Origin of the sequence: Streptomyces thermospinosisporus (genome assembly GCF_039526425.1) — a bacterium.
Classification (GTDB): domain Bacteria; phylum Actinomycetota; class Actinomycetes; order Streptomycetales; family Streptomycetaceae; genus Streptomyces; species Streptomyces thermocarboxydovorans.
Genome location: NZ_BAAAIZ010000051.1, coordinates 1 through 12735 on the forward strand (window position 1 = coordinate 1; position 12735 = coordinate 12735).

The 12735-nt window shown below is 68.7% G+C and carries 11 protein-coding genes, 1 tRNA gene and 2 pseudogenes; 7 read left to right on the top strand and 7 right to left on the bottom strand.

Going from position 1 to position 12735, the window contains the following annotated elements; genetic code table 11:
* Positions 1-190: 190 nt before the first annotated feature.
* Positions 191-535 carry a tyrosine-type recombinase/integrase gene (locus ABD207_RS17775; protein ID WP_344014074.1) on the top strand — a complete coding sequence of 115 codons (345 nt, stop codon included), beginning with the start codon at positions 191-193 and terminating at the stop codon, positions 533-535.
* 28 nt (positions 536-563) lie between these two features.
* Here ABD207_RS17775 and ABD207_RS17780 read toward each other — a convergent pair whose 3' ends face one another.
* The gene (locus ABD207_RS17780; protein WP_344014075.1) at positions 564-1052 is read right to left on the bottom strand and encodes a YajQ family cyclic di-GMP-binding protein; all 489 of its coding nucleotides are present in this window, start codon (positions 1050-1052) and stop codon (positions 564-566) included.
* Positions 1053-1286: 234 nt separating this feature from the next.
* On the opposite strand from ABD207_RS17780, the gene ABD207_RS17785 reads away from it, so the two are divergent.
* Positions 1287-1368: transfer RNA gene (locus ABD207_RS17785), tRNA-Tyr, on the top strand.
* Positions 1369-1542: 174 nt separating this feature from the next.
* Here the strand turns inward: ABD207_RS17785 and ABD207_RS17790 are convergent.
* Positions 1543-1764: pseudogene (locus ABD207_RS17790) on the bottom strand (site-specific integrase); the annotation flags it as partial.
* Positions 1765-2172: 408 nt separating this feature from the next.
* Between ABD207_RS17790 and ABD207_RS17795 the strand changes: the two are divergent.
* On the top strand, positions 2173-2646 hold the full coding sequence (locus ABD207_RS17795) for an NUDIX domain-containing protein (protein ID WP_344014076.1): 474 nt from the start codon (positions 2173-2175) through the stop codon (positions 2644-2646).
* Between the two features lie 81 nt (positions 2647-2727).
* On the opposite strand, the gene ABD207_RS17800 is transcribed toward ABD207_RS17795, so the two are convergent.
* A complete protein-coding gene (locus tag ABD207_RS17800) occupies positions 2728-3054 on the bottom strand; it encodes a pentapeptide repeat-containing protein (RefSeq protein ID WP_344014077.1) in 327 nt (108 codons plus the stop codon).
* A gap of 519 nt (positions 3055-3573) precedes the next feature.
* On the opposite strand from ABD207_RS17800, the gene ku reads away from it, so the two are divergent.
* Positions 3574-4503, top strand: coding sequence for a non-homologous end joining protein Ku (ku, locus tag ABD207_RS17805; RefSeq protein ID WP_344014078.1), 930 nt, complete (start codon positions 3574-3576; stop codon positions 4501-4503).
* 274 nt (positions 4504-4777) lie between these two features.
* Here the strand turns inward: ku and ABD207_RS17810 are convergent, their stop codons facing one another.
* A complete protein-coding gene (locus tag ABD207_RS17810) occupies positions 4778-5116 on the bottom strand; it encodes a DUF6233 domain-containing protein (RefSeq protein ID WP_344014079.1) in 339 nt (112 codons plus the stop codon).
* A 45-nt stretch (positions 5117-5161) separates the two neighbouring features.
* Between ABD207_RS17810 and ABD207_RS17815 the strand changes: the two genes are divergently transcribed.
* A complete protein-coding gene (locus ABD207_RS17815) occupies positions 5162-5383 on the top strand; it encodes a LexA family protein (RefSeq protein ID WP_344014080.1) in 222 nt (73 codons plus the stop codon).
* Between the two features lie 107 nt (positions 5384-5490).
* Here the strand turns inward: ABD207_RS17815 and ABD207_RS17820 are convergent, their stop codons facing one another.
* Positions 5491-9939 carry a hypothetical protein gene (locus tag ABD207_RS17820; RefSeq protein WP_344014081.1) on the bottom strand — a complete coding sequence of 1483 codons (4449 nt, stop codon included), beginning with the start codon at positions 9937-9939 and terminating at the stop codon, positions 5491-5493.
* A gap of 117 nt (positions 9940-10056) precedes the next feature.
* Between ABD207_RS17820 and ABD207_RS17825 the strand changes: the two genes are divergently transcribed.
* Positions 10057-10266, top strand: coding sequence for a hypothetical protein (locus tag ABD207_RS17825; protein WP_344014082.1), 210 nt, complete (start codon positions 10057-10059; stop codon positions 10264-10266).
* An 835-nt stretch (positions 10267-11101) separates the two neighbouring features.
* Here the strand turns inward: ABD207_RS17825 and ABD207_RS17830 are convergent.
* Complete coding sequence (locus tag ABD207_RS17830) at positions 11102-11407, bottom strand: trypco2 family protein (RefSeq protein WP_344014083.1); 306 nt, start codon at positions 11405-11407, stop codon at positions 11102-11104.
* 239 nt (positions 11408-11646) lie between these two features.
* On the opposite strand from ABD207_RS17830, the gene ABD207_RS17835 reads away from it, so the two are divergent.
* On the top strand, positions 11647-11862 hold the full coding sequence (locus ABD207_RS17835; RefSeq protein WP_344014203.1) for a hypothetical protein: 216 nt from the start codon (positions 11647-11649) through the stop codon (positions 11860-11862).
* 25 nt (positions 11863-11887) lie between these two features.
* On the opposite strand, the pseudogene ABD207_RS17840 reads toward ABD207_RS17835, so the two are convergent.
* Positions 11888-12616, bottom strand: a pseudogene (locus ABD207_RS17840) (DUF5701 family protein); the annotation flags it as partial.
* Between the last annotated feature and the right edge of the window lie 119 nt (positions 12617-12735).

Below are 12735 nucleotides of genomic sequence, written 5' to 3' on the forward strand. Positions count from 1 at the left end.
CTCAACCAGATCCGTCATGCACTGCTCAACGAACGATCACGCCATCAGAAACGGCGCCTAATAGGGAGCTGACGAACATGGCCGACCTTATCGCGCGTGCCCTCGCATGCCTGTGTGCGCTGCTGCTGCCCGCCCGGGGGGACGGGCGAACCAGCACCGCGAAGTAGTGCGCCGCGGCGCTTGGTCTCAGGTGTGGGGGAGGACCCGCCGGCGTGCCGCCGACGCGCTCGCCGAGGCATACGACACCGCGCACGCGGCATGGGTTCGCAGTGGCAAGCCCGAAGGCCGTGAACCGGCCCGCGTCACCATTCCGGAGGGCGCCAGCCTGCACGACCTACGGCACTTCTACGCGTCGCTCCTCATCAAGCACGGGGAGAACGTCAAGACCGTTCAGAAGCGACTCGGGCACACCAAGCCGTCGATCACGCTCGACACCTACACCCACCTGTGGCCCGACGAGGAGGACACAACGAGGGCAGCGGTCGAGGCCGTTCTCGGCGACGTGCCCCCGTTGTGCCCTGCGAAGTCTGCCTAGCTCCGTCTGCGCAGGTCAGAGCCGTTCATCAGCGGTAGTTCACGAACTGCAGCGCGAAGTCGAAGTCCTTGCTCTTCAGCAGCGCGATGACGGCCTGCAGATCGTCACGGCTCTTGGAGGAGACGCGCAGTTCGTCGCCCTGCACCTGTGCCTTCACACCCTTCGGGCCCTCGTCACGGATGATCTTCGCCACCTTCTTGGCGTTCTCCTGGGAGATGCCCTCCTGGATCGTGGCGAAGATCTTGTACTCCTTGCCCGAGAGCTGCGGCTCACCCGCGTCCAGGGCCTTCAGCGAGACGCCACGCTTGATCAGCTTGGACTGGAAGACGTCGAGGACGGCCTTCACCCGGTCCTCGGAGTTGGCCTCCATGAGGATCTTGTCCCCGGACCACGAGATCGCGGCGCCAACGCCCTTGAAGTCGTAGCGCTGCGAGATCTCCTTGGCGGTCTGGTTGAGGGCGTTGTCGACCTCCTGCCGCTCGACCTTCGAGACGATGTCGAAACTGGAGTCGGCCATGTCCTGTGGCTCCTTGTATCGGGGTGCGTATCGGCTGCGGGCCGGATGCGTACCTGCGTACCTGGGGCGGCCATCGACCCGGTTGCCGGTCCCCGGCCGCATCCGGACAAGCCTAGCCACCCCCCGTCCTCCGGGTGGCGATCAATCGGGTGGCGAACCACCCCCGTCCATCAGGTATTGTTTACGTCGTTGCCGGGGAGCACCGCGGAAACGCGGTACCCGAGCAGCAACCCAGGCGGTGTGCCCGAGCGGCCAAAGGGAGCAGACTGTAAATCTGCCGGCTCAGCCTTCCCAGGTTCGAATCCTGGCGCCGCCACGCTGAGAAAGTTGAAAAGAGACCCCCTCCGAACTGCGGAAACGCAGGACGGAGGGGGTCTTGCTCGTTGACCGGCCCGCCCTGATCGTTATGGGCGCTTTTTCCCAGTGTGTCTCACCCTGATTCGGGTGCTGACCAGTCCGTGTGGGGCAGGCGTGGGGCAGCTTCGGCCCCCTAGTTGCCGCTCCTCAGTGCCCGCTCGATCCGGGCGTTCGCTGTGGCCGCACCGCCGTCCAGGCACTTGGCGTACACCCGGAACAGCACGGCCACACTGTGGCCGGCGCGCGCGGCTACTTCCTGCGGTTCCACCCCGGAACTGAGCCAGGTGGACACGGCCGCGTGGCGAAGATCATATGGACGCTTGGCGAGCGGCGACGCGCACTGAGCGGGCGTGAGATGGGGCGGCCAATGCCTGCGCCCGTTCCGTCATAGACCGCCATGGCTCGTTGCGGCAAGTTGTGCTCAGCGGCGCCCGGTAGGCGTCCCAGACGGCCACCGCGACCAGCACCGCGACCACGGCCACAATGAGCCAGAGAGGGCGTCCGGGGCCAGCACGATCGACAGCGACGCCGTCACCAGCAAGGTGGCCCCGGGTAGGAGCAGCTGCACCATGATCCCTGTGCTGCCGCCATAGTACCGCGGGACTGACGGGGCGGGTACATGCCAACGGCGCCGCTGTTCCCCGAAGTGTCGCACGGCCATTGGCATCAGCACCCCGACCTTGCGTCGCAACTCCCCGATTCGCCTGCGAGATCGGGCAAAGTCGATCCAGAGCACGGACAGCGACTTCGTAGGAGCCTGAGCATGGGACGCATCGACTACCTGCACGATCCCGACGCTCCGCCGGCCAACTCGGTCGTGCCGTCCGTGGTCGCGTTCGTGCGGAACGAGGCGGGCCAGGTACTGATGATCCAGCGGTCCGACAACGGGCGTTGGGCGCTGCCCGGGGGTGGGCACGACGTGGGGGAGTCGATCAGTGACACCGTCGTACGTGAGGTGCGGGAAGAGACCGGCATCGAAGTGGAGGTCGTCGACGTCTCCGGGATCTACACCGACCCGGGGCACGTGATGCAGTACGACGACGGAGAGGTCCGGCAGCAGTTCAGCATCTGCTTCCGGGCCCGCCCGGTCGGCGGTGAGCTGCGTACGAGCAGTGAGACGACACAGGTCCGCTGGGTCGACCCGGCGGATCTGCCCAAGCTCGACGTCCACCCCACGATGCGCCTCCGCATCGAGCACGCCGCGGACGACGCCCGGACGACCCCCTACATCGGCTGACGCTCGGCTGTGGGGCACTTGCCAACACGCGGGACGTACCCGCCAGGATCTCCGGCTCGGCCCGGCGGATGAACTGCCCGATCAGGCTGCCCGGTCCGTACCGTTCGGCGATCTCCTTGACCCCGTCGACCAGATTCGGCGGCGTGTCGTCCGGCGTGCGTCACCCCTGAAGGTCGCCGATACGAAGAGAGCGAGGCCCTCGAGGGTCGCCCACACGAAGATGGCGTCGCCCTCGAAGGTCGCTGACTCGAACATGGCGTTGCCCTCGAAGGTCGCCGACACGAACCAGGCGTCGCCCTTGAAGGTCGCCGACGTGAGCATGGCGTTGCCATCGAAGGTCGCCTCATGGAACGCGGCTTTGCCTATGCAGGCGTTACCGGTTGCAGGGCCCCGGAGGGCGTTGAGCAAAGCGTTGAGGAGGGGGTTCGGTGAAGGTGGTGCCGCGGTGGTCGATGCTGGCGCCTGGAGTCAGGGCGGCCAGATAGGCGTCACGGTCTGCGTCGGCAAGATGGGCGAGGCACGCGGTGTGGCCGGGGACGTGGATGCCTCGGCACCCAACGGGGTCGTAGGGTCCGCCCCGTGTGCGCAGTGCGGCCAGGGTGGCGGTTCGGATGTGCTCACTGTGCGGCGACTCCAGGTGTCAGGGTGCCCGTATGGACGGCCCTGGGGTCGGAAACGGTTCAGGCTCGACGGTGACGGCAGCGTCGGGGACGTCCCACCCTGCGGAGATGCGTACATGCCTGACCAACCCGTAGGCAGTAGCGATGAGAGATACATGCCTATCGCCCGCTCGACACCCGAGATCACAGCCAGACGCAGAGGGGGAGGCGTATGGAGCGCCACGCTCCTGCCGCGCTGAGGTGTGCGGGAAGGGAGAGGCCTGCATAGTCTGATGGTGCTCGGGGCTGCATCGGAAGGACGTGTGCCATGCCCCGCACTATCTGGAGCGGCGCCATCTCCTTTGGCCTGGTCAGCGTGCCGATCAACGTGGTCAGCGCGACGGAGGACCACTCCGTGCGGTTCCACCAGTACCACCTGGAGGACATGGGACGTGTCCGGGTGCGCAAGTTCTGCGAGGTGGAGGACCGCGAGGTCAGCAGCGACGAGATCGGCAAGGGCTACCAGCTCACCAAGGAGCAGGTCATCCCGATCAGCGACGACGAGCTGAGCAATCTGCCGCTGCCGACCGCGAAGGCCATCGAGATCGAAGCGTTCGTGCCGCTGGAGTCGGTCGACCCCATCCGGATCGGTGAGGGCTACTACCTGCAGCCCTCGGGGCAGGTCGCGGCCAAGCCGTACAAGCTGCTGCGTGATGCGCTGGCCCGCTCGTCGAAGGTCGCCGTGGCCAAGTTCGCCTGGTCGGGCCGCGAGCGTCTGGGCCTGCTCCGGGTGCGTGACGACGTGATCGTGCTGCACGCGATGCGCTGGCCGGACGAGATCCGTGACCCGTCCGAGCTGGTGCCCCCGCCCGTCGACCTCTCCGAGGAGGAGATCGAGGGTGCCTTGGCGCTGATGGAGACCATGACCCGCGAGGACCTGGAGGGCGAGGAGTTCCGGGACACCTACACCGAGGCCCTGGAGCAGATCATCGAGGCCAAGCGCGAGCATCAGGAGCTGCCGGAGGCGCCCGAGCCGGCCGAGACGTCGGGCCAGGTCGTGGACCTCATGGCGGCTCTGCAGGAGTCCGTGAAGAAGGCCCGTTCCTCCCGGGGCGAGCGGGAAGCCGACGTGCACGAGATGCCGAAGCAGAAGAAGACCGCGGGCAAGAAGACCGCGAAGAAGTCGGCAGCGAAGAAGACGGCAGCGAAGAAGACGGCAGCGAAGAAGACCGCCCGGAAGCCGCGCAAGACCGCCTAGATGTGCTGTCGGGGGAAGCCCAGCTCGCTGTCCGGCCGGGGAGTGGGAAGGGGGGTGGGGCTGCGGATACCGATTCCAGTCCCGAGCCGGCTGCCGGGGACCTTCCTACCCACCCCCCATGGCCGCGAGTCCCCAACGATCTCCGTCCGGCCCAGCAATCGCGCACCGTAGCCGAAGCCACTGACAACGCCCCCTTCGATAGAGACTCACCCCTGCACAACGCCCCCCTCGATGGTCGCCCCGCCCTGCACAACGCCCCATGGAGCCGGTGCTCCTAGCCGTCGATGAAGCCGAGTTCGTTGTCCGGACGGCAGGCCCCGCATGCCTTGACTCCGTCCGCGAGGGCTCGCAGTGCCTCGTCCCGGCTGATGCCCCTGGACCGCTTGCCGGCGTTCCAGCAGCCGCCCACGTGTACCTGGACGGGCGGTGCGTCGCGGCTGAGCCCCAGTTCCAGGAGCCAGTCCGGCGCCGGCGGGCGGGCCTGGATGCCGCGCTGCCGTTCGGCCTCCCGCTGCTCGGCGTGGGCGATGGCACGCCGTACCTCGTCGAGGAGGAGCTGGAGGTAGGTCTCCAGGGTGCGGAGTCTGAGCAGGTCGGGCGGGAGGGTGGTCACGCCTCCAGCTTGCCTCAAAAATCGAACAAGGTTTCTACTGGGGGCATGGTCAGGCGTAAGGTTCAGCACCTCACCGAGACGCAGGAGCGGATCCTCCGCGAGATCCGCCTGGCCATCGTCGACCAGGGTGACGCTCCCACGATCGCCGAGCTCGCCGACACGGTCGGCCTGCGCTGGTCCTCGGTGCACTATCAGCTGCGCGAGCTGGAGGCCAAGGGGGCGATCATCCGGGAGCCGGGCCGACCACGTGGGATACGGCTCGCGTGAGCATGCTGGATCCCAGACCGGCAGAACACCGGGCCACACCGGTTCCGTCGACCTGCTCAGGTATCTCATATGCCCCCGACAGGTCACCACGGAGGGCAATCGGCCGGTCACCGTACCAGGGCCAGCGCAGCGGCCCGCTCTGCTTCCTGCGGTGTGAGGTCGGTACGGGAGAGCAAGGACTCCAGGACGAAGCGGCGACCGTAGGCTGCGGCATGGAGCTCCACCCACTCCAGCGCCATGGACACGGCCCGCCGCACCTCCTCGTTTCCCAGGTCGCGGCGAGCAAGCAAAGGCGCTACGACGAAGCTTGCGTCCGAGGCGGCGCCATGGCGTTCCAGCCAGGCCAACGCCACCGGAACCGTCCGCCGCACGTCTTCGTCGCCGAGATCGGGGCGGGCGAGCAACCGTCCCAGGACGAAGCTGGCCTCGGCGGTTTCGACATACCTCTCCAGCCAGCTCTGCGCCTGGTCCATCGCCTGCCGTGCTTCCCCGGCCTCCAGGTCGGAGCGAGAGAGCAACGCGCGCAGGACGAAGCAGGCATCGGCGGTCTCCGTGTACTTCTTCAGCCAAATCTGCGCACCGTCCATCGCCGGCCGCGCTTCCTCGCCCGCGAGGTCGGAGCGAAGAAGCAGCGGCCACAGGACGAAGCGCGCCTCAGCGGATCCGGAGTTCGCCTTCAGCCAGGTCACTGCCCGGGACACGGCCCGCCGCACCTTCTCGACCTCGAGGCCACCCTGGGGGTGCAGTGCGCGCAGGACGACCCGCGCCTCGGTGGTTTCGGCGTACTTGTCCAGCCAGGTCACGGCCGCGGAGATCGCGCGCTGCTCATGCCCTGCCTGGAGGTCGGAGCGGGACAGCAGCGCCTGGAGGACGTAACGAGCCCTGACGGTTTCGATGTTCTGGTCCAGCCAGGCCAAGGTGAGGGAGACCGTCCGCCGCACGTCGTCGGTCCCGAGGTCGGAGCGGGCGAGCAACGGAGCCAGGACGAAGCTGGCTCCGGCGGTCGCAGCGTATTTCTCCAGCCAGTTCAGCGCATGGGCCACCGTCCGCCGCGCCGCCTCTGCCCCGAGGCCGGAACGAGACAGCAGCCGATCCAGCACGAAGCGAGCCTGACCAGTTCCCGCGTTTCCGTCCAGCCAGTTCAGCGCCACGGCAACTGCCCGCTGCGCATTCTTCTCCTCGAGGTCGGAGCGAGTGATCAGCGCGCGCAGGACGAAGCTGGCGTCGGCGGTTTCACCATGGGTCTCCAGCCAGGTCAGGGCCGCGGCGACTGCCTGCTGCACCTCCTCGGCGCCGAGGTCGGAACGGCTGACGAGCCCTTCCAGGACCCAACTGGCCTCCGGAGCTCTGGGGTGCGTCTCGAGCCAGGTGAGCGTTCTGGTGATCGCCCGCCGGAGTTCCTGGGCCTCCAGACGGCGGTGAGCAAGCAGCCCTCCCAGGACGAAGCTGCCCTCTGGGACGCCGGCGTATGTCTCGAGCCAGTCGAAGGCTCGGGTGATCGCCTGCCGGAGTTCTGGGGCCTCCAGACGCCGGTGAGCAAGCAGCGCTCCGATGACGGGGCCGTCCTCCGCGGAAGCGGCGTCCTCCTCGAGCCGGGTGAGCGCCACGGCAACTGCCCGCCGTGCGTCGTCGGCCGTGAGGTCGGAGCGAGGGAGCAGTGCGCGCAGGACGTAGCCGGCCTCTCGGGTTCTGGCGTATGTCTCGAGCCAGGTGAGTGCTGCGGAGATTGTCTGCCGGGCCTCTCGGGTCTCCAGAACGGAGCGGGATGACAATGCTGCCAGGACGAAGCTGGCCTCAGCAGTCTCCACGTTCTCGTTCAGCCAGGTGAGCGCCACGGCAACTGCCCGCCGTGCGTCGTCGGCCGTGAGGTCGGAGCGAGCGAGCAGTTCGCGCAGGACGAAGCTGGCCTCAGCAGTCCCCACGTTCTCGTTCAGCCAGGTGAACGCCACGGCAACTGCCCGCCGTGCGTCGTCGGCCGTGAAGTCGGAGCGAGCGAGCAATTCCCCGAGGACGAAGCTCGCCTGAGTGGTTCTGACGTATCTGTCGAGCCAGGACAGTGCCGCGGAGGCCGCGTGCTGCACGTCGTCGTCCCGTAGGTCGGGGCGGGCGAGCAACGGAGCCAGGACGAAACCGGCTTCGGCAAGGTCGCTGTGACCCTCCAGCCAGGTGAGCGCCACGGCAACGGCCCGCCGTGCGTCGTCGGCCGTGAGGTCGGAGCGAGCGAGCAATTCCGCGAGGACGAAGCTCGCCTGAGTGGTTCTGACGTATCTGTCGAGCCAGGACAGTGCCGCGGAGGCCGCGTGCTGCACGTCGTCGTCCCGTAGGTCGGGGCGGGCGAGCAACGGAGCCAGGACGAAACCGGCTTCGGCAAGGTCGCTGTGACCCTCCAGCCAGGTCAGTGCCCTGGACACCGTTCGCCGTGCGTCCTCGGCCGTGAGGTCGGAACGGCCGAGCAGCCCGCGCAGGATGAAGTCGACCTCCGCGGTTTCGGCGTACATCTCCAGCCAGGTCAGTGCCCTGGACACCGTTCGCCGTGCTTCCTCGGCCGTGAGGTCGGAGCGGCCGAGCAGCCCGCGCAGGACGAAGTCGGCCTCCGCGGCGCTGGTGTGCCTCTCCAGCCAGCTCAGTGCGGCGGCAACTGCCCGCTGCGCGTCCTGGGCCTCGAGGTCGGGGCGGGCCAGGATGGCCCGCAGGGCGAAGCCGGCTTCGGCAACCTCGGTGTTGTCCTCCAGCCAGGTCAGTGCCGCGGCTACGGCTCTCCGCGCGTCGTGCGCCTCGAGGTCGGGGCGGGCCAGGAGGGCCCGCAGGGCGAAGCCGGACTCGGCCGGTTCGGTGTTGTCCTCCAGCCAGGTGAGTGCCGCCGTGACTGCTCGCTGTACGTCACCGGTCTCGAGGTCGGAGCGAGAGAGCAACGCGCGCAGGACGAAGCCGACCTGGACGCCTGCAGCACTCTCCTCCAGCCATGACAGCGCTGCGGCCACTGCTCGCTGCGCCCCCTCGGCTTCCAGTCCGGGGTGAGCGAGCAGCGGTCCCAGGATGAAGCGGGCGTCGGCGGTTTCGGTGTGGCCGTTCAGCCACCTCAGTGCCGCGGCTACGGCTTCCCGTGCGTCCTGGGGCTCGAGGTCGGAGCGAGCAAGGAGCGCGCGCAGAACGAAGCCGGCCTCGGCGGTCTCGGCGTACGTGGCCAGCCAGGTCAACGTCCCGGACACCGCATCTCGCACCTCCTCGGCCGTCAGGTCGGGGCGCGAGAGCACCCGCTCCAGCACGAAGCGAGCCTCGGTGGTCCCGGTGTTGTCCTCCAGCCAGGTCAGGGCTGCGGCGACTGCTCGTCGTACGTCCTTGCCCTCGAGGCCGGGGCGCGCCAGGAGCGCGCGCAGGACGAAGTCGGACTCGGTCGAGCCGAGGTGGCGATCCAGCCAGCGAAGCGTCCACCGCACAGACCGCTCCAGAGTGTCAGGGGGGAGGTCGGTGCGGTGGAGCAGGGAACTGAGAACGTAGCTGGCCTCCCGCCGCCGGCCGTGGATGCCGAGCCAGTCGAGGGCGACCGGTACCAGGAGCAGGGCACCCGCCGAAGGAAGGTGGCGCAAGCCCCGGTAGAGCAGGTGGCGAGCGTTGACGCCCGTGCCGAACCGTGCCAGCCAGGGACCGACGATCTCTTCCCAGCAGAGGACGGAGGCGGTGTGCCAGGGAGGACCGGAGCAGACGGCGCCAAGGGCGTAGCTGCCCACATCGGCGTCGTACCGCATGACGCGGCCGATGGCCGACGCGTTCTCGGCGAACCAGTCGTTCAAGGCCGTGGACAGCGCATCGGCACGGTCGACGAGCGACAGATCATTGACGAGCCGGCCGAGGTTCACGGCGTAGCGGCCGATGGTGCGCGGGTGGGTGAGACAGCCCGCCAGCAGGGCGCGGATTCCGGAGAGGTCCGGGGAGGCGTTGCGTTCGGGCAGGACGACGGACTCGATGAGCTGGTCGGACACCACGTCGTGCGCCACCGTCACGACATCGTCCTCGACCTCGAACCACTCGAGCGAGACAAGCGTCGCAACGATGTCCTCGGCCTCCGGCGCTTCACCTGGCGCTTCGGCAAGGGCGGCGCGAGCGGCCGCCGTCACCTCCGATCGCGGCTGGGGGCAGGCGGCCGCAGCCGCGGCCGCGGCCACCAGACCGTACGAGGCGCGGGCGGGTGTGAAGGTTTCGGTGCGGCCGCGGACCGTCAACCCGTCCTCGGCAAGCCTCCGTTCCAGCCATCCCGGCAGTTCTCCGCCGGAGCGCAGGCCCGCGGTGAGGGGTACGGAAAGACCGGCCTCGACCCGGCGTTCGATCTCGCGTGCGATCAGGAGAGCGATAATGGGCCGGTTCCCGCATATCTCCATCATGCGGTCCTTGCCCAGCTGGTGTACTGCCCTGGGTGCCAGCTTCGTCAGCGCCGTGAGGGCGACTTCGCGCCTGAACTCGTCGTCCTGCCGCAGCTCCACCTCGTCGAACAGTTCGTGCAGCGGCGCACGGTCCACCTTCTGCAACCACCCGGGCCGAACGGACGCGAGCAGCGCCATCGGAATGCCCTTGCGGTGGGCGGCGGGTATGAGACGGTGCCGCAGTGCCGGCAGATCGAGTTGTGACTCGTTGAGGTAGTCGATCACCACCAGGACGGGGCCGGGCTCGGCCAGGACGTGCTCGGCCAGTTCGTCGGTGAGGCTGTGATTCTCACCGGGCAGGACATGCAGCACGCGCCAGCCGGCCCGCAGCGCCAGCCGGCCCACTTCGAGGCCCGTACGCGTCTTGCCGGTACCGGCTGCCCCCACCAGCAGGACGCCCCGGTCGGACCCGACCAGCTTCTCGAACAGTTTCTGCGGATCGGCCGGGTGCTCCTTGCCGGGTGAGACAAAGCGCAGATGATCAGGGGTGAGGTTCTTCTTGAACTCCCCCAGCCCTTCGACAAGGTCCTCCTGTGACACCACGGCCGGCAGGGAGTGCCCCGGCTCGTTTCCGGGAGGTTCTACGGGCACTGGCTGCGGCCGTACGCCGTCGAGCGTGACGGTACGTACGAATTCGGGGTCGTCCAGTGCGGCGGCGATGGGCTCACCCTCGGCGCTCCCGGTACCCGCTGCGGGAAGCCGGTGCGCCTGCACGCCGATCAGCAGCGTGTTGTCCTGGGCGAAGAGTGCCGTACCCGAGATGCCCTTCCAGGGGTCTTGCCCATCAGGTCCTCTGTCGACGGGCGGGGAGGTGGTGAAGATCAGGTCCAGGAGCCCGGACTTCATGTTGGAACCCAACTGGACGTACCCCTTGACCTCCCTGCTGTCCCGCCGACGGAGCCCTCGTACCAGGCCGGACTCGGGCCGCGTCGCATACGCCGGAAACCCGATCCCGTTGAACAGCACGCTGCCCGGGCCTTCCGGCAGCCGGCCCAGGGCGATCGGCGGCACGACCCCGAGTGTCCGGTCAGCGGCCCTCTCCGCGTCCTCCGGGGAGGACAGCCGTAGCAGCGCCAGATCCCTGCCAGCGGCGCGCCACACCGGTGAGGCGGGGTGCTCTGTGTCGTTGCCGCCGAGCCGGACGGTGCAGTCCGGACTTTGCTCTGGGGGGCCGAGCAGATGCTTCACGGTCAGGACGAGGTGGGTGCTGATGCGGTAACCGGACCCGTATTCCGTGCGGTTCCCTCGTCTGACGACTACTTCGGCAACTCGGGCTTTGTCGAACGGCCGCATGGTGCGGTCAGCCCGCGGAGAGCAGGTCCGAGACGTCGTCGCCGGTCAGCACGGGATCGCCATCGCGCGTTTGGGCGTCCAGACTGAGCCTGATCGTGTGCGTGTGTGCCGACTTGGCGCTCCCACCACCGCCGGCTGAGACCACCCAGAACCGCACCCCGGCCTTGGCCTCTGCCGACTTCTCCACCGCCACCTGAAGCTCCAGATCGATGGAATTGATGCGGAAACGTACGTCCTTGCCGGCGGCGTCGAGCCGGGCCCTGTCGATCTCAGAACGCAGTGACGCGAGCAACTCGGCCAGCTCGATGTTCATGCAGCCCCCCGGCGAAGCAGCTGTTTCGGTTCAACACCTTTCCTGCAAACTACAACTGACAGCACGCCAGGCGCTATGACCTTGCCGCAGTCGGCCGGCTGCCGGCCTCGGCTCGTCGGCAGCCGGCATGACGTTGCACCCGGCATTCACTCAAAGGGGGCGGGTAATGCTCCGGGTTGACTGCGACGTGCGGCTACATGATGTGGCGTCGTGATGCGCGGCACGCGCACACTGGCCGCATGTCGTCGTCCCGTCGCAGGATCTGCCCCGAGTGCCGTCGCGAGATCGCCGTCGTCGCGGGGCGGTTCGCGCGTCACGATCCGCCCGGCGCGCGGCAGAACGGGGAACTGACCTCGTGCCCCGGGTCCCGGCGGCGGGCCCTGCCCGGCCCTGAGCAGCCGGGCCTCGACGGGTACGTCGTGCCGGAGTTCCCGGGGCAGTTGCCGTTGTTTTAGCGACCGGGACCAACTGGCCGGCCGAACGCCCCGTCGCCGAGGCGAAGCCGAGCCAGGTGTGGCGGTTGCCCGCCCAGCACCAGCCGACCTTGGGGGCGTTGCGGCGCTCGCGGCCGTCCCGGCCCGTGCCGTTGCTGATCCATATCGCCGGGGTGCGGGAGTCCAGCGTGCCGTTGGCCTTGCGGAGGCGGGAGCCGATGGTCATGAAGCAGTGGTTGCGCTCCAGGGCCTCCGGCTGCTGGAGCACCCAGTGGATGCCCTCGGTGAGCACCAGCGGCGTACGGGACTCCTTGGTGAGCGCGGGCAGCGCCTCGTCCGGACTCCAGTTGGCCATGTGGTCGCCGCGGTCGATGCCGGCGACGAGGTAGAGAGGCCCCTCGGGGAGCGTCACCGAGTCGAGCGGGGTGAACTCGTCGACGTCGGGCATGTCGGTGACCACGAATCCCGGCTTGCCCTCGCGGCGCAGCAGCGGGGCCAGCGCCGAGGCGGGGGGCCGCCTCCGGGTGCACGGCGAGGAGCGTGCCGGCCACACACCGGCCCGTGGCCCGCCGGTCGCGGAAGTCCGCGGCCGACGCCGGTGTGTGCCGTAGGACGCGTCCGCGGGGGCCTCGGCCGTCTTGGCGAACGACCGGATCTGGTCGGCGGGCAGCCCCGCGATCTCGTGCACCCCCAGCTCGATCAGCCGCTCGGCCTGCGCGGTCAGCGCCGGAAGCTCGGGGACGAAGGCGGAGGTGACGGGTGTGGTCTCGGGCACGACGCTCCTAGCCAGGTCGGGGAGCCGACGCGATCAGCGGTCGCCGGTCGGGGGGAGAACGGGCCGCGTTCTACGGAACGTTCCCCTCCGCCGTGCCGGGCGCGGGAGCGAGTGCCGGG